This is a genomic window from Amycolatopsis sp. NPDC049868, assembly GCF_044461365.1.
Lineage (GTDB): Bacteria > Actinomycetota > Actinomycetes > Mycobacteriales > Pseudonocardiaceae > Amycolatopsis.
In genome coordinates this window covers 1,125,720-1,143,626 of record NZ_JBITKV010000001.1, presented here as the reverse complement: position 1 = coordinate 1,143,626, position 17,907 = coordinate 1,125,720, and the positions used below count along the sequence as shown (strand labels likewise).

Here is a 17,907-nt window from a genome sequence, read left to right as displayed (position 1 = left end):
ATGACGGATCGATTGGGACAGAAGCAGACCGCGGCGATGCTCGCGCTGATGGTGGTCGCCCGCGAGGTGTCGAACCCGGAGCTGCGGGAGATCGTCGGCTTCGCCCTCGACGGTAAGGAACGCCGTCAGCTCAACGGCCTCGATCTGGTCGCCAGCGAACAGCGCGGCCGTCCCTTCTACCACGAGCTGACCGAGCGCGGCTGGGCCTGGTGCGAGGAGGAATTGAGCCAGGAAGAGGCGCCGCAGCCCCGGAGCAGCCTGGGCAGTGCCCTGTACGTCGTGCTCGGCGGGCTCGGCCGACACCTCCGGCGGGAGAAGCTGCGGCTCGCCGACCTCTTCATGCCCGAGGTGGACCTGACGATCGAGGAGATCGAGACCCGGATCCGGATCGCCTACCGCAAACTCGCCCGTTCGCCGCGTGACTGGGTCGCACTGGTGGAGCTGCGGCCGATGCTCGGAGAAGCGTCCACTGTGGACGTCGACGCGGTCTTGAAGGAGCTCAGCCGATCGGGACAGGCGCATCTGGTGCCGGAATCGAATCGCAAGGCGCTCACCGCCGCCGATCACGCGGCGGCGATCCGCATCGGCGGTGAGGACAACCATCTGATCTCGATCGAGGCGCCGTGATGGACGAGCTGAGCGCGCTCGCGGCCCTGCGTTTCGACTGGGCCGACACACCCGATCACGTGTGGCGTGATTCGCCGTATCACGTCGACGGCCTGCACACCGGCGTTCTGAAGGAGGTCAGCGCGGGGATCAAGGTCGCCGTCGCCAGCGACGGCCCGAGTCCGATCGGGCTGGTCCTCCAAGGAAAGAAGGGCGTGGGCAAGACCCACCTGCTCGGCCTCGTCCGGAGACAGGCCCACGATGCCCGCGGCTACTTCTTCCTCAACGACCTCACGGCGGGCGACGCGTTCTGGGAGAACACAGCGGAGGCGACGCGCCGGGGGCTCTCGCGGCTCGACGGCTCCGGCGTCCCCCAGCTCACCAGCTTCCTCCGTCGGGTCTGCCTCCGCGCGAGCATCGACGCGAATGTCACCAAGAAGATCCTGGACGGGCGTGGCCTGTCGAGGGGTGACGTCGACGCGTTCGTCGACGGCCTGCGAGCCCTCGATCGAGACGTCGCCAGGGAATGCGCCGACACGGCACGGGCGCTGGTGCTCTACGCGAGCGAAGACCCGAGCAAGAACTACGTCGGGGACGACTACCTCGGCGTGTTCGCGGAGTCCAAATCCGGGGACCGCCGCAAATGGGGGATCCGGTCGGATCCCAAATCCGCGAAGACGCAGGTCAGGAACATCACGCGGCTGCTCGCGCTCACCGGTCCGATCGTGATCGCCGTCGATCAGCTCGACACCCTGGTGGCCCGGTCCGCCGTCGGCCATCGGCAAGTGCGGGACAGCGACGAACAGGGCCTGCTCGTCGCCCAGATCGCGGACGGGCTGATGGGCCTGCGGGAAGTGACCAGAAGGACCATGACTGTCCTCGCGTGCCTCCCCGGCACGTGGGAACTGCTCAAGGAGAAGGCCACCGACACCGTCCCGGATCGCTTCCGTGAAGCCATGATCCTCGGCCGGGTCACCGATGCCGAAGTCGGCAGGGCCTTGGTCGAGAAACGCCTCGGAGTCGCGTACGAGGCGATGAAGTTCGTGCCTCCCTATCCCACCTGGCCGGTGTCGCCGTCGGCCTTCGACGGGGAATGGGAGGAGATGTCGCCGCGAGACGTCCTGAAACGGATCGGCGCGCATATCGACACCTGCGTCCGGGCGGGCCGGGTCATCGAGCTGACCACGTTCGACGAAGGTGGCGTGCGGTCGGCCGCGCCGCCGCGTCCGGCGATGGCCGCCGATCGGTTCGCGGAACTGGACAAGCGGTTCGAGGAGCACCGCTCGGAGGCCGAACCGTCGGCCTTGCTGGATCCGAAGGTCGAGGACAAGGTGATGCCCCGGCTGCTGTCCGCCGCGATCCGGGGCTGGATCACCGAGGTCGGTGACGACAACCTGGAGTGGGCCTACGGGGCGAAGAGCGACCGTAACGAGCTGCACGCCTGGCTCACCCGCACGGTGGACGAGACGTCCGACCTCGAAGAGCACTGGGCGTTCCGGGCGATCGCGGCGTCGCATCCGATCGCCGCGTTGCACCGGTTCCGCAAGGCGCGGTCGGCGGCCGGAGTGCGGAAGGGAGCGGAGAACCGGCATCTGGTGCTGCTCCGCAACCCGGCGTGGTCGGGAGGAGCCAAGACCCAGGCGGAGCTCAAGGCGTTCCTGAAGGAGGGTGGCAAGTCCCGGGGAATGTCCGATGCGGACATCCGCACGTTCTGGGCGCTGGACAAGATGTTCGCCGAGGGAAGCCGGGAACTGCACGAGTGGCTCGTCGACCGGCGGCCCGCCGGCCGGTCGGAACTCCTGTCTGAGGTCCTGCCGGAACCGTTGCCCCGGGCGGTGTCCACCGAGACACACCCGACGGCGGAAGGGGAGATCACCCTCGGTGCCGTGCCGGGCAGCGGGAAACCGGTCCGGATCGAACTGGCGGCCCTGCGCAAGCACGCCGCGGTGTTCGCCGGTTCGGGTTCCGGGAAAACGGTGCTGCTGCGGCGGATCGTGGAGGAATGCGCGCTGCAGGGCGTTTCCGCGATCGTGCTGGATCCGAACAACGACCTCGCCCGCCTCGGCGACGCCTGGCCGGAGCCGCCCGAGGCCTGGGGAGCGGACGACGCCGGGCTCGCCAAGCGCTATCTGGCCGAGACCGACGTCGTCGTGTGGACGCCGGGCCGGGCGGGCGGCAGGCCGCTCGCGTTCCAGCCGTTGCCCGATTTCGCCGGTGTCCTCGACGACGAGGACGAGTTCAACGCGGCCGTCGAGGTCGCGGTGGCGACACTGGCGCCGCAGGTGAAACTGACCGGCAGTACGGGGAAGGCCAGCGTCGGGCTCGCGGTGCTGCGGCAGGCCGTCGTGCACCACGCCCGGACCGGATCACGGAGCCTGCCCGAACTCATCGAGGTGCTCGAAGACCTGCCCGACGGGGTGAGCACGTTGAACGACGGGCGAAAGCTGGCGGCCGAGCTGGCCGAGCTGCTGAAGGCCTCCATGGTCAACGACCCCCTCCTGGCGGGCGGCGGCGAGCCCGTCGACCCGGCGCTCCTGCTCGCTCCCGGGGAAGGCAAGCGGGCAAGGGTTTCGGTGATCAGCTTCGTCGGGCTGCCCTCGGAGAAACAACGGCAGAACTTCGTCAACCAGCTCCAGATGGAACTTTTCGCCTGGGCCAAGCGGAATCCGGCGGGTGACCGGCCGCTCGGCGCCCTCTTCGTCATGGACGAGGCGCAGATGCTCGCCGCGTCGGGGACGCTCACGGCGAGCACCCGCAGCACGATCGTGCTCGCCTCGCAGGCCCGGAAGTACGGCCTGGGACTGCTGTTCGCGACGCAGGCGCCGAAGGGGCTGCACAACCAGGTCGTCGGGAACGCGATGACACAGTTCTTCGGCAGGCTCAACAGCCCGGCCCAGATCGCCGCCGCGAACGAACTCGCCAGGGCCAAGGGCAGCCCCGTCGACGACATCTCGCGGCTGGAGCGCGCCCAGTTCTACGTGTCGGGGGAGGCGTTCGGCTTCCAGCGGGTGACCACCCCGCTGTGCCTCACCCACCATCCGGCCAGCCCGCTCAGCGTCGAGGAGGTGCTCGCCCGCGCCCGCGGCGAAGCCGAGTGAAACCACAGCCCGTACACCGCAACAACTGTGCTCGCTGGAAAGGATTTCGCACCATGGCAGGAATCTTCATCACCGTCCGGGCCGGTGACGGCCCGGACCGGCTCCGGGGTCTCGACCGGAGTCTTGGTCACGTGTTCGGAAGGGACCGGATCGTCCGGTCCGGCGGCGCCGCGTCCGTCCTGGTGGTGCCGATCGGCGCCGAGGGGGTCGACGAGGCGGCCCAGGAGGAGATCGCCGAGGCATTGCGGCTCGGGAAGAAAATCGTCGCGGTCCTGGTGGACGACGCCGTCATGCCCGGGGAAATCACCGCCGACTCCTACCGGCGGCTCGGCAAGCGCACGGCGGAACAGGACATCGCGGGCCTGATCACCGAACTGACCCGGGTCGCCCCGGAGCTGGGCATCGGTGTCGTCCCAGGCCTCGAAGACTTGGCTGAGTGGCTTGAGTCCTGGCGGGACGAGACGCGTCCCGTCCTGCCCGAGACCCTCCCGGTGCTCGGCCGGACCCGTGAAACGGACCGGCTGTGCGACTGGCTGGACGCCGAGCCGTCGGTCCTGCCGGTGTACGCGGGCAGCCGTACCGAGGCGGCGGCGTTCGTCGCGACCGCGTTGGTGGTCCACCGTCCGGGGCTGCGGGCGGTCCGGGTTTCCAGCCAGGAGGCCTGGCGTCAATGCCGCGACCTGGACGGGTCATTCGTCGCCGTGGTGGACGGCGTCGAGATGGGGGAGGAGACCATCGGCGGTCACGTCGTCGTGGTGCGGAGCACGCCGGACCGTGACGGCGCCGATCTCCTGGTGCTGCCCGGGATTCCGCGCGACGAGGCGGCGGAGGCGTTCGCGGCGGCCGGCGTCCCGCCCGCCGACGCGACCGCCTACGCGGACCTCGCCCGGCGGAGTCTCGGCGCCCTGCGCCGCAAGCTCGCCGTCGCCGCCGACCTCCCGAAGTGGGTGAACCCGCTGGAACGCGATCTCGCCGCGCCGCTGCTGCTGATCGGCCGGTGGTCGGCGGGATCGCGGCACGATCTGGACGAGATCGCCGCGATCGCCGGCCGGGAGACCGACGAGCTCACGCGCTTCTTCGCCAGGGCCGAGACCGGGGACGATCCCCTGCTCGCCCGCTCGGGCGACGTCGTGCGGCTGGCGGATCCGCACGACGCCTGGGCGCTTCTCCACGGCAGGTTGAGCGCGCAGGATCTGCGGCGCTGGCACGAGGAAGCCGTCAAGGTGCTCACCGAGCGGGAGCCAGGGCGGAAGTGGTCGGCGGAAATGCGACACGGGCTGGCGCGGAGCGCGGCACTCCTGGCCGCCGAGGGAGGGACGGCGCTGTCCGGCGGCGTCTCGGGCGCCGACCACGCCACGCGGTTCGTCCGCGAAGTGTTCGGGCTGGCCAACAATGACGGGGACGGGATGCTCTGGCGGTCGCTCGCCGATGTGCTGCCCTTGCTCGCCGAAGCCGCTCCGCACGAGTTCCTCGGTGCCGTCGATCAGGCGCTGACCAGCGATCCGTCGCCGCTGAGCGGCACTTCCGACGGCCTGATCGCGGCGCTGGAAACGGTCGGCTGGTCCGACGACGCGTTGCCGATGGTGGTCTCCCTGCTGGCCGAGCTGACGCGGCCGGGCCGGGAGGCGGGCGACCAGCCGCTCGAATCCCTGATCACTCTCGTGCAGCCGTGGTACCCGTACCTCGACCTGCCCGGTGGGCAGCGGACGGAGCTGGTCAAGGCGATCGGCCGTCGCTCGCCGGAAGCGGGCTGGCGGCTGGCTCTCGCGCTGCTGCGCGGTCCGCGAGGACATCTCCTCGCGAGCCCGAGGCGCCCCCAGGTCCGTCTCGAATGGACGGTCCCGGCGGCGCCGGTGGCCGTCGCCGACGGACCGGAATTCGAGGACGAGCTGGTCGCCTCGGCGTTGTCGGCGCTGGCGGAACGGCCGTATCGGTGGTGCGAGTTCTTCGAACGGCTGCCCGAGCTGAACGCCGCGCAGTGGGACCGCGTCGTGGAAGCCTTCACGCGGCTGGACACCGAACGGCTCTCGGCGGACGAACGTCTTCGCCTGTGGGGCCTGCTCACCGGGGTGACCGCCGAGCACCGGCATCACGCCGGCGCCGGCTGGACGCTGCCGGAGGAGTTGCTGCAATGGCTGGAATCCTGTGCCGAGCTGATCGAGCCCGCGGTCAATCCCGGGCGGCACGGCCTGTTGTTCGGCCGGAATCCGTACCTGGACGGCGGCGAATCCCTCGAACCGGAGGCGCGTGAGGCGGAGATCGAGCGCCTTCGCCGCGACGCCGTCAGCGGTGTCCTGCGTGAACACGGTGCCGCCGGGCTGAGCGCGCTCGCCGCCGAGAGCGCCCTGCCCAGGCTGGTCGGTGTGGTCGCGGCCCAGGTGGCCGCGGACGACCTCCGTGAAGACGCGCTCGCGGAGCTGGGGCGCGAGGACTGGGCCGCGGGCTGGGCGGGCGAGATGGCCCGGTCCCAAGGCGAAGAATGGCGGCAGGAGGTCGCGACCCAGCTCAAGGAGCAGGACCGGCTGGTCGACTATCTCCTGGCCATTCCGGTGGACCACGCGCTGGCGCTTTTCGATTCCGCCGACGAAGCGGTTCGCGAGGGATACTGGACGCACGTCGGTCCGTGGCCGCTTCCCGAAGGACAGGAATCGTTCTTCGTCACGCAGCTCGCGCGGCATCGGCCGTGGGCCGCGGTCGAAGCGCTCGCGGCGGGTGTGCGCGCCGCGGCGTCCCTGCCCGCGTCCCTGATCGAGGAAGTGCTGCTCCAGGCGTCCGCCGACGGTGTCGAGGCCCCCGACCGCAAGGCCGTCGCGAACGTGGGCCCGCTGCTGGACCAGCTGGCCGAGGCCGGCGGTTCGGACGTCGCGGTCGCCCGGTTGGAGCTGCGGTTCCACGCGGCGCTCAAACATCACCGGAAACCGCGGAGCCTCCAGCGGATCCTCGCCGAGAACCCCGGCGCGTTCGTCGATCTCTGCACCCGGATCCAGCCCGCGGACGACGGCGCTCCGAGCGTGGAACTGGTCGGTGCGTGGCTGACGATCTTCGAGACGCGCACCATGCCGGGGACCGACGGCGCTGCCCTCAAAGCCTGGGTTTCGCGCGCCCGCACGGAGTTCGCCGAACGGGGGCGGGCCGAGTTCGGTGACCGGGCGATCGGCACCCTGCTGGCTAGCGGTTCCTCTCTTCCCGACGACGGGTGGCCGCCGGAGGCGGTCCGGGACGTCCTGGACGTCGCCGACGGCGGGTACCTCAGGGAAGGCTTCGCCACCGGATTGACCGTCCAGGACGGCGACGCGGGGGATCTCGCGCAGCGTCATCGCGGCTGGGCCCGGCGGATCAACGTCGGCTGGCCGCGGGTCGCCGCACTCCTGCGTGAGCACGCCGACGACCTGGCACGACGCGGCTAGCGGTCAAGGCGCTCCGGGTGGCTCCTCCACCCGGAGCGCCTCGTAGGCTGGACGGGTGACCGGGACGACGACGGCCGAGGTGCTGGCCGAACTGGCCGCGCTCGATGACCCGCGCGCACGCCAGGTGAACGAGAAGCACGGCGACGACCACGGGGTGAACCTCGGCAAGCTGCGTGCGCTCGCGAAGCGGCTGAAGACCCAGCAGGAGCTCGCGCTGGAGCTCTGGGAAACGGACGACACCGCCGCGAAACTGCTCGCACTCCTCATCTGCCGCCCGAAGGCGTTCGGGCGCGACGACCTGGACCGCATGGTGCGCGAGGCCCGCACCCCGAAGGTGCACGACTGGCTCGTGAACTACGTGGTCAAGAAGAATCCGCACGCCGAAGAGCTGCGCCTGGCGTGGTCGGCAGATCCGGACCCCGTGGTCGCGAGCGCCGGCTGGGCGCTGACCACCGAACGCGTGGCGAAGAAACCCGAGGGCCTCGACCTCGTCGCGCTGCTCGACGTCATCGAAGCGGAGCTGAAGACCGCACCGGATCGCCTGCAGTGGGCGATGAACCACTGCCTGGCGCAGATCGGCATCGAGCACGCCGAGCACCGTGCCAGGGCGATCGGCATCGGGGAGCGGCTGGAAGTGCTCAAGGACTATCCGACCCCGCCGAACTGCACGTCGCCGTTCGCGCCCGTCTGGATCGCCGAGATGGTGCGAAGGCAGGACGCCGCGCGTTCGTGAGTCGCGATCCCGGGTTTCTTGAAGTACATGAAGGCCCCCTTCCTGTACTCAGGCGCAAGGATGGGGGCCTTCATGTACTTGGGTCCTTCACGGACCTGCGGGTCTGGAGCGTCGCTCAGCCGAGCGCGTCCGCCTTGATGGCCTCGAACTGGGCACCCATGCGCGCCGCGAGCGCTTCCGCCGCCCGCAACGGCCGGACCATCACCTTGAAGTCGGTGATCTTGCCGTCGGCGTCGAAGGTCAGGAGGTCGCAGCCGTTGATCTGGAGCCCGTCGACGGTCGCTTCGAACTCGTACACGTGGTGCGCGCCGTCGTGGATCTCGCGGACGTAGCGGAAGTCCTCGAACACCCGCATGACCCCGCGCAGGATCGCCGCCGTGATCGCCTTCCCCTGGTAGGGCTTGAACGCCACCGGGCTGGTGAAGACCACGTCGTCGGCGAGCAACGCCTCGATCGCGGCGGCGTCCTTCGCTTCGACTGCTTCACGGAACGTGGGCATGGCGATCTCCTCATAGTCAACTTGTTGAGTAGATGCCGCCGAGCGTAGGTGATCACCGCCCCCGGTGTCCATCAAAGTGTCTATTCAACTTTGCCACTAATCCGTGCCGTGCTTATCATCGCGCCATGGCGCTGCGGAACGCGATCCTCGCGACGCTCCTGGACGGTGAGTCCTCGGGCTACGACCTGGCGAAGAGCTTCAACGCGTCGGTCGCCAACTTCTGGACCGCGACACCGCAGCAGCTCTATCGCGAGCTGGACAAGATGGAATCGCAGGGCCTGGTGGCGGCCCGGGTCGTCGAACAGGAACGGCGTCCCAACAAGCGGCTCTTCTCCTTGACCGACGCCGGCGCGGCCGAACTCGCCGGCTTCACGACGCGGGCGCCGAAGCCGACCGCGATCCGCGACGAGCTGCTGGTGCAGGTCCAGGCGGTCGAGGCGGGCGACGACGAGGAGATCCGGCGCGCGGTCGCGGACAGGATGGCCGTCGCCGAAAAGAAGCTCAAACGGTTCGAGCGTCTTCGGGAGCGGTTGCTCGGCGACTCCGTCGAGGCGGAGTTCCTCGCCACCGCGCCTCGCGTCGGGCCGTATCTGACCCTTGCCCGTGGGATCATCTTCGAGCAGGAGAACATTCGCTGGTGCGAGCATGTTCTCGCGGTGCTCGATCGGCGCGCCACCGGAGGTGATCGGCTTGGCTGAGCGGGAGAAGGGGCCGAAGTTCCGCCAGGTGGTGCTGGACTGCACCGACGCCCGCGCGCTGGCGGAGTTCTACCGGCGTCTGCTGGTCTGGGACTACCGCCCTGGCGACGAAGCGCCCCCGTCCGGCGCCGGCGACAAGGACTGGCTGGTGCTCAGGAACCCGGACGGCGGGGCGCAACTCGCCTTCCAGCAGGTCGATCGGCTGGAAGAGGCGAGCTGGCCGGATCCCGAACCCGTACCCCAGCAAGTGCACTTGGACCTGACCGTGGATTCGGTCGAGGAACTCGAAGAGCAGCACAGCCGTGTCCTCGAACTAGGCGGGCGGCTCCGGTACGACCGCAGCGAAGACCCAGAAGAACCCTTGCGCGTCTACGCGGATCCGGCGGGACATCCGTTCTGCGTCTTCGTCGCCTGAACGCGCTCAGGCACGGCAGAGCACCGCGTCCGGAGTGCGATTCGAGCCGACACGGCCGGTATACGCGACACCGGCGACGTATTCGCCCGGTGCGCATTGACCCTTGTAGTGGCCCGAGGCGAAGTCGCCGCCGGGGTTCCCGGACGGCCGGTTGTCGCCGCGGTCGAACCAGACCGTGCGGCCGGTGCGGCCCAGCGGGGTGGCGGACCGGCCGCACAGGAGGGCGGAGAACGCCGCGCCGGTGACGCTGTAGCCGACGGCGGCGTGATCCGGCGGGCATTGCGCCTTGGTGTAGCCGGACGCCCAGTCAGTGTCTACATAGGACTCGTCGCGGACCACGGCGTATCCTGTCGGCGCGGCGAGCGTGCCGGTGCACAGACCCCGGTTCCCGGTATGGGAAAGGCCGCTGAGCCGCTGGCCGTCGGGGCAGGCACCCTTGCGGGCGCCCGGATTCCAGTCCGCCATGGCACGAACCCCTCGCGAGGCCTGGAAATCGGCGTAGTCGAGGTTCAGCATCGACCAGCGTTCGGCGTCGGGGATCCGGCCGGTGCGGGACGGCGCGTCCACCAGCCGTCGCCAAGCCGGGCCACGCCAGTCCGTGCCGTCGAGCACGTCGACGCGCCGGCCGCCGGTGTCCCACGAGAGCAACGACCATCCGTTGCCCGTGCCGCCTTCGTGAAAACCGACCGCGGGCCAGTAGGCGAAATCCGTGTCGGTCTCGGCGAGATAGCCGACGAAGTTCTCGAACCAGGCGCGGCTCGCCGCGTCGGTGGTGTGCCGGCCTTCGCCGAACTCGCTGATCCAGAGCGGGGCGGTGTAGTGCTTGCCGGTCTCCGCCGAGACGAAGAACGCTTGCCGGTAAAGGACATCGCGTAGTTGCTGGGGTGACAGGTCACGGTAGCGCGGGTCGTGGGTCTCGCCGGTGCCGGTCGCCCCGGAATGGTTCGGGCCGGTGTAGGAGTAGAAATGCGCGGCGTAGACCAGTTTCCCGGAGTCCACGAGCGTATGCGAGAGCGTACGGGCAGGCTCCAGCGTCGGCCGCCCGTGGGGAAGGCCGTCGACGGGCAGGCCGGTCCAGTTGATGCCCTCGACGATGAGCAGCAGGTCGGGATTGGCCTCGGTCAGGATACGGTCGGCCACCCGCTGGCTCGCGCGTTGCCAGTCCGTGCCGTTTCCCCAGCCCCAGTTGGGATCGTCGAAGACGTTACGGCGGACTTCGTTGTACAGATCGGCGCCGACGACCCGCTTGTTCGCGGCGTAGCGGCGGGCCATGAACAGCCAGTCGTCCTGCCACCGCTGCTCGGTCTGCGCGGTGTTCCAGCGCTCGTTGCCGTCGAGACCGCAACACCAGCGGGAGGTCGTGGTGTGGTTGTTGAGGATCACCGCGAACCCGCGTGCGGTCAGCCTCGCGACGACGCGATCGTAGACCTGCAACGGGGTCAGTCCGCGCAGTTCCGGGTTCGCCGAGAGGTCGGGCACCGGCCTGGTGTCGTGGATCATCGCGTTGGAGAAGGGCAGCCGGACACTGTTCAGGCCCAGCTCCGCGAGCCCGTCGATGACGGTGTCGATCGACGCCCGGTCCAGCCCGAGCGGGGTCTGGTAGGCGATCTCGCCGGCGTGGTGTGCGGCCGGATCGGTCACGTCGCCCGAACCGGTCCATGTCCCGCTCGCGCCGTGCCAGTTGGCGGCCTTCAGCTTGAACCGGTCGCCCGCCGCGTCGACGATGTAGCGGCCGCGCGTGCTGAGCGGCGCCACCCAGCCCGACGGATCCGCCGCGGCGGCGGCGGGCACGGGAATCACGATTCCGGCGGTCACCAGGACGGCGAGCAGCACACTCTTGATCCTCACCCGCCGGAGGCTAGCCACTCGCGCGGCCGGTTGTATACGGACGATCGGGTAGCTTGCCCGTATGACCACCGCGTTGATCATCGGTGACCTGCAACGAGGTATCACAGGCAATTACCCGTTCACCGGAACAGTCCTGCCGCCGATCAAGAGTCTGTTGCCGCGTGCGCGGGCGGCCGGCGCGCTCGTCGTGTTCGTCCACTTCGCACTCCGCGGCAACGGGGCCGACCTGCCGCCCGGGAACGCGCTGTTCAAGTCGTTCCACGAAGCGGGGGACACCTTCCATGAGGGCTCGCCCGGAACCGAGATCGATCTGCCGGTCGCCGACGAGGACGTGGTCGTGCTGAAACGCCGCGCCAGCGCGTTCGCCGGCACCGATCTCGATCTGGTGCTCCGTGCCAGGGGCGTCGACACCGTCGCGATCGCCGGAGTCGCGACCAGTGCGATGGTGGCCGCGACGGCCTACGACGCGGCGGACCGCGGCTATCACGTGACCGTGCTGCGCGACGGTTGCGCCGACGGAGATCAGGCGATGCACGACTTCTTCGTGGACGCGGTCTTCCCGAGCCGAGGGTTCGGCGTCGTGACGTGCGCGGACTGGCCCGGCGAATAAATCGCGCGAGCGAAGCGCCCGGATGTGGCACCGTGATCGGCGACTGATCAAGGGGGCCACGGATGGAGACGAACCGGCTCGGGCGCACCGATGTCGAGGTGACGAAGCTGGGTTTCGGCGGTGGACCGCTCGGTGGCCTGTTCGCGCCGCTGGACGACGACACCGCGGCGGGGGCGCTGGCCGCGGCCTGGGACGGCGGGATCCGGTACTTCGACACGTCACCGCACTACGGGATCGGGCATTCCGAGCGCCGCATCGGCGAGTTCCTGCGCTCGCGGCCGCGTGATTCCTTCGTCCTGTCGACGAAGGTCGGCCGCCTGCTGATTCCCCAGGACCCGGACGGGAAGCAGGATCCGGCAGGCTTCCACGTCCCCGCGGCGCACTACCGGGTACGCGACTTCACCCGTGACGGGATCCGGCGCAGTGTCGAGGATTCGCTGGAGCGGATGGGCCTGGACCGGATCGACGTGCTGTATCTGCACGACGCCGAGGAGTACTTCGACGACGCGCTGCGCGACGGCTATCCGGCCCTCGACCAGCTGCGGTCGGAGGGGATCGTCCGCGCGATCGGCGCCGGTATGTACGACACGGCCATGCTGACCACTTTGGTCAGGGAGACCGATGTCGACGTGGTCATGCAGTCCGGTCGGCACACGCTGCTCGACCACAGCGCGCTCGACACCTTCCTGCCCGCGTGCGAGGAACACGGTGTCTCGGTGATCGCGGCGTCGATCTTCAACTCCGGGCTGCTCGCCGTGCCGCGGCCGGCCGAGGGCGCGTACTTCGACTACGCGGCCGCCACACCGGAGGTCGTGGAGCGGGCGAACCGGATCGCCGACGTGTGCGAGGCGCACGGCGTGACGCTTCCCCAGGCGGCCATGGCCTTCCCGCTCCAGCATCCGGCGGTCGCCGGTATCGCGGTCGGGATGCGGTCCCTCGAAGAGGTGCGAAGCAACTTGGAATCCTTCGATGTGAAGGTGCCCGCACAGGTCTGGGTCGATCTGCGGGCCGCGGGCTTGATCCGTTCGACAGCGATTAGGGTGGTCTGATGGTGTCGGTCAAACAGGTACAGGTCACGTTCGATTGCGCGAAACCCGAGCGCCTCGCCCGGTTCTGGTGCGAGATATTGGGCTACGTCGTGCCCGCGCCACCGGAGGGGTTCGCCACCTGGGACGACTACACCCGCACGCTGCCGCCCGAGAAGCAGGACGCCGGCTTCGTGTGCAGTGATCCCACCGGCGTGGGGCCGCGGCTGTACTTCCAGCGCGTTCCCGAAGGCAAGGTCGTCAAGAACCGGGTGCATCTCTGTGTGCGGGCGGGCACCGGGCTCGTCGGCGACGAGCGCCTCGCCGTGCTCCAGGCCGAATCCGACCGATTGACGGCACTCGGAGCGGTGCAGCAGCGTGTCCTGCTCGCCGACGAGGAGAACGAGTCCTGCATCGTGATGCAGGACATCGAGGGCAACGAGTTCTGTTTGGACTGACGGTCATGCGGTGCGGATGCTGAAGTTCGTGATGCAGAAACCGCCGTCCGCCTTGAGATCCGAGATCACGATGCCCTTCGCCGACCGTCCTTTGGCGACTCCGGCGACGTCGGCGAGGACGAATCGGGACGTCCCGTTGACCGAGGTCACCTGAACACGTGACCCCAGCGGGATCAGGGAGTCGATCTTGTCGTCCATGAACCTCTTCTGCGCCTCGCAGGCCAACGCGATCGCCCCCGGCTTGTCACTCCCGGCGATCTTGGCGAGGAAGTCCACGATCACCTGAACGCCCAGCGCCGGCGGCGTGGCCGGGCGCCTGCTGGAGGTGATCCTCGGACGGCTGACCCTGGTGCTGGTCGGGCTTTCCGTGGTGCTCGTTGGCGAGGAGGTCGTCGTCGCCGGGCTGGAGGTGGGGACGGGCAACGAGAGCCCGGGTCCCTTGCGGAGCAGGAAACCGGGAGCGGCGAAGCCGGTGATGCAAAAGGCGACCAGTGCGATCACCGCGACGAGGATCCCGACGGCCACGCCGGGCTTGACGGTCGCGGGGCGGGTGTTCTGCTGGTCGGGCAGGCCTGGGTAGGTCATCGGAGGCACCTTCCGTGCGGGATCTGGATGGGCGATCCGACGGGGGTTCTCCGGTGGGGGTTCCGATCCTTTCGGGGTTCTTACGGCTTCACGAAAGGCGTGCTGGAGTACTCCATTATGGACGGTTTCGGTGCCGCGCCGGGCGGGGTCGGTGACGGGCTGAAGGCTCCCTTCGCCGAGTCTGATGCGACGAAAGGAGCCTTCGGCCCTACAGCTGATGCGGGGGTGGCGGTGTCGCGTGACTGGATGGCCGACACGCGTGATCAGCCGGACGACACGCGTGTCCAGGCGGACGGCTCGGCTACCGGCCCCGGCGACGCTTGTGTCGTCCGTCCAGTCACGCGTGTCGTCCACCTGATCACACGCGCCGTCCCCTCGAACACGCGCAACCGCTGAACCTCACGACCCGCTGTCGCGACGGCTCAGCAGGGGTTCAACAGCCAGCAGAGCCGATAGTTCGCCTGGTAGGTCGTGGACGTGCCCGGCGCGATGATGTTCTGCGTCCGAGCGCCGCCGTGCGCCCAGTCGGTGAAGGCGTACTTCAGGTTGAGCGGGGGCAGCTTCTGCGGGCTGTCCGCGCTGATCGAGTTGGTGGATCCGGCGATCACCGTCCGCGAGAACGGCGTGCGTTGCTGCGTGCCGCCGACGGTGAGCGTCGCCTGGCTGGGACTGGAGGCGAAGTTCAACGACACCGTCTTCGGCTGGAGGTCGACGGTTTTGCTGCCGGTCCGGCCGGTCGAGTCGGTCGCGGTGAGGGTCAGCTGCAGGTACGACGGGTAGTCGTGGTCCGGTGCGACGAACGAGCCGGACGCGACGCCGGGGAAGTCCTGGACGTTGTGCGTATGGCAGGTGCCGTTGGTCGCGCAGTGCCGGATCGCGAGCCGCCACGACAGCGCCGATGCCGGGAGCTCCCCGTCCTGGGCGTCGACGGCGCGGCCGGAGAAGGACACGGTCTGGCCGACCGACCAGGTCAGCGTGCTCGCCGGGCCGTCGATCACCGGCACCGGGTCGAGGCCCTCCGGGTTCCCGACGGTCACCCGCACCGTCGTGGTCGCGCTCGCGCCGTGGGAGTCCGTCACCCGCAGCCTGGCGTCGACGGTGGCGGCCGCGGTGTAGGTCCAGGTGGGGTCGGCGGCCGACGAATCGTCGTACGCGCCGTCGGCGTCGAGGTCCCAGGCGTAGGACAGGGTGTCCCCGGCGTCCGGGTCGGTGGACGCGGTGCCGTCGAACCGCACCGTCAGCGGCGCCGGACCGTTCGCCGGGTTCGCCGTGGCCACCGCGGTGGGCGGCCGGTTGGTTCCGCCGGGATGGCTGACGCGACGGAGTTCGCCGCTGCCGAGCGCGATGTAGAACAGGTCGCCGCCCGGTCCGGTGAGCACCTGCACCGGGACGTTGACACCGGTCACGAAGGGCACGAGACGGCTCGCGCTCGGCTGGCCGCCGACGGTCTGCATGGCCCAGATACAGCCACGGGAGGAGTCGGCGAAGAACAGCGCGCCGGAATACTCGGCGGGGTAGTTGCTGCCGGATTCGAACGCGATGCCGCTGATCGAAGAGCCGCCCGTGGGGCACGGGTCGCTCGCGACCACCTTGGCATTGTGGTTGTAGGCGTAGTACGGCGCGGAGTGCCCACCGGAGGAGTACAGGGATTCGCACCGGTCGAGGTTCGCGCCGTCGTAACCGGCCTGCCTGGCGTTGCCTTCGAAACAGGGCCAGCCGAAGTTCTCCGCCACGCCGTCACCGACGTCGGCGACGCGGTTGATCTCCTCCCAGGTGTCCCAGCCGACGTCGCCCGCCCAGAGTTCGCCGGTGCCCGGCCGGAAGCCGAACCGGAACTGGTTTCGCGCGCCATAGGCGATCACGCGCCGGGCGTTGGCGTCGGAGCTGTTCGCGAAGGGGTTGCCAGGGACACCTTCGCCGGTGTCCGGGTCGATGCGCAGGAGCGTGCCGTTGAGCAGGACCGGTTGCCCGGCGGCGCGTCGCGGCGACTGTGAACGCAGCGCGCCGCCTTCGGCCGCCGGCGGCGTGAGGTTCGTCCCGGCGGGAGAGGGCGGATCGGCACAGGGGTTCCCGGCCTGGCCGTAGTCCGCGAAGGTGAAGCTGGCGCCGTCGCCGCCACCCGCGTAGAGCGCGCCGTCCGGACCGAAGGCGAGGGCGCCGACCGAGTGGCTGGGGAATTGCTGGCACCAGCCCGTGACCAGCGGCTTCTCGCTCACGGCCGTGCCGGCCGAGCCCATCGTCAGCTGGGAGACGCGGCCGGTCACGACGCAACCCTTGTCGGTGGCGCCCGGCGGGGTCGGGCAGGTGTCGCCCCAGCGCGGCGCGGTGCCGCCGGGCTCCGCGTCGAGGGTGTACGAGACGTAGACGTACGGCCTGGCGGGAAAAGCGGGGTCGACGGTGAGCCCGAGCAGGCCGCGGTCCCAGAAGTCCTGTGTCTGCGGGCGGAGGTCGGCGAACACCGTCGCCGTCGGGTCGGCGAGCGAGTCGAAGACCTTGACCAGACCGCTCTTCTCGGCGACGAACACCCGGCCGTCCGGCGCGAAGGCGGTTGCGGTCGGTGAGCTGAGCCCGCCGATCGCCACCGTGTCGGTGAAACCGGTGGGCACCGAGGCTTCGGCTGGTGCCGTGGTGACGAGCCCGGCCGCGAGCGCGGCGACCAGTGGGCCGACCACACCCACCGCCAGCGCGCGTCGCGATCTTCGGGGGAACGGGAAACGACGGGGACTCACCACGCGAACTCCTCCAGCGGCGGGGACCGGATGGAACAAGACAGCTCTCCGGTATGCCGCGAGAAGGCCGAAAGTTGTTACGCGTCTGCCGAAAATGCGCACAACTCGCCAAACGGGCAGCTTTCGCGATCAGGATGTGGCTGCGGGGAAACCGGTCAGGCGGGCGAGCGCGCCGAACCCGTCGTCGGTACCGGGCCAGTGCGCGCGGACGGCGTCGAGCCCGGCGCGGCGGACGACGCCACGCAGGACGAGGGTGACGATGATGGCGTCGTCGGCATAGCCCAGAACGGGGATGAAATCGGGGACGAGATCGATGGGCAGGGCGAGATAGACCAGCAGCAGTGCGAGCCTGATCCGGACGCCGCGGGGCAGCGTTCCGTCCGCGGCCAGACGGCGGATGAGCCGCAGCACATCGGGCAGCAGCCGGAGCGCTTCCCGGAGCAGCCCGCCACGCGGCCGGGCGAGGACGAGTGTCACGACGAGCACGAGCCAGGCCACGAGCAGCGCACCGGCGAGGCCGAGCAGCAGATCCCACCAGAACGACCCGGTCATCGCGTCTTCCCCGCTCCGGGCCGAGGTGCGGGGTGTTCGGGGGCTTCGGCGCGCAGGGCGGCGTCCTCGAAGGCGGCGAGCTCGGCCGCGGCCAGCTCGACGGCGTCGCGGGCCTCCTGGCCGAGCGACGCGGCGAAATAGTCGCGGGCGGCGATCTTGGCCAGCCAACTGCGGAACCGGTGCAAATCGGCTTCGGATTCCTCGACTTCCGCGTAGGTGGCGTTGCCGCGGGCCTGCTCGTCCGCGAGTTCCCGCCGAAGTTCGGGCAGCCGCTCCAGGACTTCGGCGTACTCGGCGTCGCGGGCCTCGTTCAGTTCGGCGATCACCGCCTGCTCCTCGGCAGGGTCGGTGAACGCCATCGGCAGCGCACGAGCCGTCCCGCCCTGATGACGGACCCGGTCGAGCAGACGGCGGATCTCCCGCACGACCTCCGCCCGCGCGGGCAGCAGACATACCGATTGCTGCAGGTAGAGCGCGCCGAGGGAGCGGAGTTTGCGCCAGACCTGAACCCGCAGCGAGTCCGGCGCGCCTGCCGTGGACACGCTGATCACCAGCCAGTTCCGCCCGTCGGATTCGTCGGTCACAATGCCATGTTACGCCCGTAACATCGCCGAGCGGCATACGGACGATTCACCCGTTCGGAA

At 69.7% G+C, this 17,907-nt stretch carries 16 protein-coding genes; 10 read left to right on the top strand and 6 right to left on the bottom strand.

Annotation, left to right across the window (positions count from 1 at the left end; all coding sequences use genetic code 11):
- The 4 genes from ACIBTM_RS05495 to ACIBTM_RS05480 are packed head-to-tail and all read left to right on the top strand — an operon-like array spanning nt 1 to nt 7,844.
- On the top strand, nt 1–627 hold the full coding sequence (locus tag ACIBTM_RS05495) for a hypothetical protein (protein ID WP_395875328.1): 627 nt from the start codon (nt 1–3) through the stop codon (nt 625–627).
- The gene (locus ACIBTM_RS05490; protein WP_395875327.1) at nt 627–3,704 is read left to right on the top strand and encodes an ATP-binding protein; all 3,078 of its coding nucleotides are present in this window, start codon (nt 627–629) and stop codon (nt 3,702–3,704) included. The genes ACIBTM_RS05495 and ACIBTM_RS05490 overlap by 1 nt, the downstream gene beginning before the upstream one ends.
- A 53-nt stretch (nt 3,705–3,757) precedes the next feature.
- Nucleotides 3,758–7,111 (top strand): hypothetical protein, encoded by a 3,354-nt coding sequence (locus ACIBTM_RS05485; protein ID WP_395875326.1) that lies wholly within the window; start codon nt 3,758–3,760, stop codon nt 7,109–7,111.
- A 55-nt stretch (nt 7,112–7,166) separates the two neighbouring features.
- Complete coding sequence (locus tag ACIBTM_RS05480) at nt 7,167–7,844, top strand: DNA alkylation repair protein (protein WP_395875325.1); 678 nt, start codon at nt 7,167–7,169, stop codon at nt 7,842–7,844.
- 115 nt (nt 7,845–7,959) lie between these two features.
- Here the strand turns inward: ACIBTM_RS05480 and ACIBTM_RS05475 are convergent, their stop codons facing one another.
- Entirely contained in the window at nt 7,960–8,343 is a 384-nt protein-coding gene (locus tag ACIBTM_RS05475; RefSeq protein ID WP_395875324.1) for a nuclear transport factor 2 family protein, read from the bottom strand.
- Nucleotides 8,344–8,468: 125 nt separating this feature from the next.
- On the opposite strand from ACIBTM_RS05475, the gene ACIBTM_RS05470 reads away from it, so the two are divergent.
- Together ACIBTM_RS05470 and ACIBTM_RS05465 are read left to right on the top strand one after the other, a co-directional pair.
- Entirely contained in the window at nt 8,469–9,041 is a 573-nt protein-coding gene (locus tag ACIBTM_RS05470; RefSeq protein ID WP_395875323.1) for a PadR family transcriptional regulator, read from the top strand.
- Nucleotides 9,034–9,456, top strand: a complete 423-nt coding sequence (locus ACIBTM_RS05465) for a VOC family protein (RefSeq protein ID WP_395875322.1) — start codon at nt 9,034–9,036, stop codon at nt 9,454–9,456. The genes ACIBTM_RS05470 and ACIBTM_RS05465 overlap by 8 nt, the downstream gene beginning before the upstream one ends.
- Nucleotides 9,457–9,462: 6 nt before the next feature.
- Here ACIBTM_RS05465 and ACIBTM_RS05460 read toward each other — a convergent pair whose 3' ends face one another.
- Nucleotides 9,463–11,289: a glycoside hydrolase family 5 protein gene (locus ACIBTM_RS05460; protein WP_395875799.1), complete on the bottom strand. Its 1,827-nt coding sequence runs from the start codon at nt 11,287–11,289 to the stop codon at nt 9,463–9,465.
- Between the two features lie 76 nt (nt 11,290–11,365).
- On the opposite strand from ACIBTM_RS05460, the gene ACIBTM_RS05455 reads away from it, so the two are divergent.
- The 3 genes from ACIBTM_RS05455 to ACIBTM_RS05445 all read left to right on the top strand — a co-directional run bounded on the left by ACIBTM_RS05455 (nt 11,366) and on the right by ACIBTM_RS05445 (nt 13,397).
- Entirely contained in the window at nt 11,366–11,914 is a 549-nt protein-coding gene (locus ACIBTM_RS05455) for a cysteine hydrolase family protein (RefSeq protein ID WP_395875321.1), read from the top strand.
- Nucleotides 11,915–11,976: 62 nt separating this feature from the next.
- Nucleotides 11,977–12,963 carry an aldo/keto reductase gene (locus ACIBTM_RS05450; RefSeq protein WP_395875320.1) on the top strand — a complete coding sequence of 329 codons (987 nt, stop codon included), beginning with the start codon at nt 11,977–11,979 and terminating at the stop codon, nt 12,961–12,963.
- Complete coding sequence (locus ACIBTM_RS05445) at nt 12,963–13,397, top strand: VOC family protein (RefSeq protein ID WP_395875319.1); 435 nt, start codon at nt 12,963–12,965, stop codon at nt 13,395–13,397. Before ACIBTM_RS05450 ends, ACIBTM_RS05445 begins: the two co-directional genes overlap by 1 nt.
- A gap of 3 nt (nt 13,398–13,400) precedes the next feature.
- Here ACIBTM_RS05445 and ACIBTM_RS05440 read toward each other — a convergent pair whose 3' ends face one another.
- The gene (locus tag ACIBTM_RS05440) at nt 13,401–13,982 is read right to left on the bottom strand and encodes a hypothetical protein (RefSeq protein WP_350585585.1); all 582 of its coding nucleotides are present in this window, start codon (nt 13,980–13,982) and stop codon (nt 13,401–13,403) included.
- Nucleotides 13,983–14,081: 99 nt separating this feature from the next.
- On the opposite strand from ACIBTM_RS05440, the gene ACIBTM_RS05435 reads away from it, so the two are divergent.
- A complete protein-coding gene (locus tag ACIBTM_RS05435) occupies nt 14,082–14,378 on the top strand; it encodes a hypothetical protein (protein ID WP_395875318.1) in 297 nt (98 codons plus the stop codon).
- Between the two features lie 26 nt (nt 14,379–14,404).
- Here the strand turns inward: ACIBTM_RS05435 and ACIBTM_RS05430 are convergent, their stop codons facing one another.
- The 3 genes from ACIBTM_RS05430 to ACIBTM_RS05420 form a co-directional block, all read right to left on the bottom strand.
- Nucleotides 14,405–16,714 (bottom strand): PQQ-dependent sugar dehydrogenase, encoded by a 2,310-nt coding sequence (locus ACIBTM_RS05430; protein WP_395875317.1) that lies wholly within the window; start codon nt 16,712–16,714, stop codon nt 14,405–14,407.
- 126 nt (nt 16,715–16,840) lie between these two features.
- Nucleotides 16,841–17,263: a YkvA family protein gene (locus ACIBTM_RS05425; protein ID WP_395875316.1), complete on the bottom strand. Its 423-nt coding sequence runs from the start codon at nt 17,261–17,263 to the stop codon at nt 16,841–16,843.
- Nucleotides 17,260–17,847, bottom strand: coding sequence for a Chromate resistance protein ChrB (locus tag ACIBTM_RS05420; RefSeq protein WP_395875315.1), 588 nt, complete (start codon nt 17,845–17,847; stop codon nt 17,260–17,262). Before ACIBTM_RS05420 ends, ACIBTM_RS05425 begins: the two co-directional genes overlap by 4 nt.
- Nucleotides 17,848–17,907: the final 60 nt, after the last annotated feature.